Source organism: Cyclobacterium qasimii M12-11B, from assembly GCF_000427295.1.
GTDB classification, from domain to species: Bacteria; Bacteroidota; Bacteroidia; order Cytophagales; family Cyclobacteriaceae; genus Cyclobacterium; species Cyclobacterium qasimii.
This window is the reverse complement of sequence record NZ_ATNM01000037.1, coordinates 1-1,936: the sequence shown is the minus strand read 5'-3', so window position 1 is coordinate 1,936 and position 1,936 is coordinate 1. Positions and strand designations below refer to the sequence as shown.

Sequence of the window (1,936 nt, the reverse complement as noted above, 5' to 3'; positions counted from 1 at the left end):
AAAGAAAATAATTTAATAGTAGTTCAAACATATAAAGACTTTATATAAATAAATAATGTTAATGATTCAATAAAATATGAAAAAGCAAAATATATAATACATTTATTTATAGCAATACATCTTAAATGAAAAATTATAAAATAAATAAAACTGATTTTAAAAATTCAAAGTATAAATATTTAAATAACGTAATGAAACTTAAATTTAAAACCGGAAAACACATCAAAATAAATTGAAATATTCTTTAAATAAAACACTTTGGTGATCTTTTTTTTTATATACTTTATAGACAACTGGCACTTCAACAGATTTAGAAAAAGAAATGTGATCCGGAGCCCACCAAACAACCCCTGATACTTGAATATTTTTGTACTTAAAACTTTTGATTCTTTTCAAATATTTTTAAAAATAAGTCCGGTTCTATTAACATTTTTTAAACCATCTCTTCGATCAGGGTAATAAACATTCCAAACAAATGGAATTAAAGGAATATTAAGTTGCTCGGAAATATCTAGACCAATTTTTATCCCCTTCCCGAAATCACCTTCATCATCCAAATAAAAAGTCGTAGAATGAGGAATATACATTGATGGAGTTATCACATCACATAATTCTAAAAGTGGGAAGAATTTTTTGTAGGAGTCAATATCTTTAATTGAGGGGTTATAGTTTCTAAAGGGAATTCCGTAAACACCTATTTTTAAATAGGGGCGAATACTTTTAATAAAATGGACTAAATCAATATATTTCTTTAAAGATAATTTAAACCTTGAATGGTCGAAAGGGTAATGAATTATTTTATCAAAATAAATCCCTTCCCAGTCGAGTACAAGTAAACTGCTATCATTAAAATAAGGGATTTTCTTTTTAAGTACATTTTCTAAATGAACTCTATCAAATTCCCCATCATTATTTCTATCAATACTGTAGCCACCTAATAAATAATAGTTCTTCAAAAAATCATTATTAGAAGCCAAAGTATTTACTTCATTATTATATTTAACATCTTCAAAATAAAGAGTAAACTTTTGATCAAAAATCTTATTAGTGCAGCTAAAAAAGAAAAAACAATAAGAAATAAAAAATTTAATCAACATAATTTTTCTGTTTAAAATCATCCGATTTAACAAAAAACAGAAAGTATATCAAAACAATATATAGAGGATAAATATAGTAGGGTCTCTGTAAAAAATTAAAGCACATTAAAAGGAGCCCTAATAAACCTGTATAATCTTTTTTTCTAAGTAAAATATAAAACGCATATAAAATCGGTAGAAAATATATCCAAATTCCAAAAACACCATAATATATTAAAGGGCCCCAAAAGGTTTCACTAACAAAAGCAGGATAATCATTTTTAACATTTTCTTTGGAATAACCGAACATGTGTTTTTCAAATATTTCAGGACCGAGTTCTAAACCTCCTTGTCGAGATTTATCTTCCTCACCTTTAATAAAACCATCTAAACGATCAACTGTTCTTTGCTTGAAATATCTAACACTATCGTTCTCAATATTACTTAATACAAAAACAAGAGATAAAAACATTATAAACAAAAGAAAATTTTGGTTATGTTTTTCTTGTTAAAGTAAAATAGAAAGACAAAAAATATAATTGTGAAAATATGAGCTAAAGAGGTAGTAACAAGAGGTAATAAAATTAATAAATATTCATATCTAGAATTTTCAAAATATTTCCTATTCAATAACAATAAAAACATAACTACAAATGCATAACTACCCGGTTCATCAAAATAACCTGCAGGTCTCAATTGATGGGTTAGTTCATTTGATCTTTTTATAAAAAACCAACCATAATTGTAAATATTAAAATCACCTTGATATTCATAAATACCTAGCAAAGATAATTTACCAAATGAAAATAATATGGTTCCTATTAAACATAGAAAGCCCATGATTATACAGGAGATAATCA

Annotated in this window: 3 protein-coding genes; all 3 read right to left on the bottom strand. The window is 25.4% G+C overall.

The genetic code is table 11. From position 1 onward, the window contains the following. Window positions 1–392: 392 nt before the first annotated feature. On the bottom strand, window positions 393–1,097 hold the full coding sequence (locus ADICYQ_RS04275; RefSeq protein WP_020894192.1) for a hypothetical protein: 705 nt from the start codon (window positions 1,095–1,097) through the stop codon (window positions 393–395). Further along, window positions 1,087–1,548 carry a hypothetical protein gene (locus ADICYQ_RS04270; protein ID WP_040414485.1) on the bottom strand — a complete coding sequence of 154 codons (462 nt, stop codon included), beginning with the start codon at window positions 1,546–1,548 and terminating at the stop codon, window positions 1,087–1,089. The genes ADICYQ_RS04275 and ADICYQ_RS04270 overlap by 11 nt, the downstream gene beginning before the upstream one ends. Next, on the bottom strand, window positions 1,548–1,936 hold a 389-nt coding region (locus tag ADICYQ_RS28190; RefSeq protein WP_040414483.1), incomplete at its 5' end, for a hypothetical protein. The genes ADICYQ_RS04270 and ADICYQ_RS28190, both read right to left, overlap by 1 nt.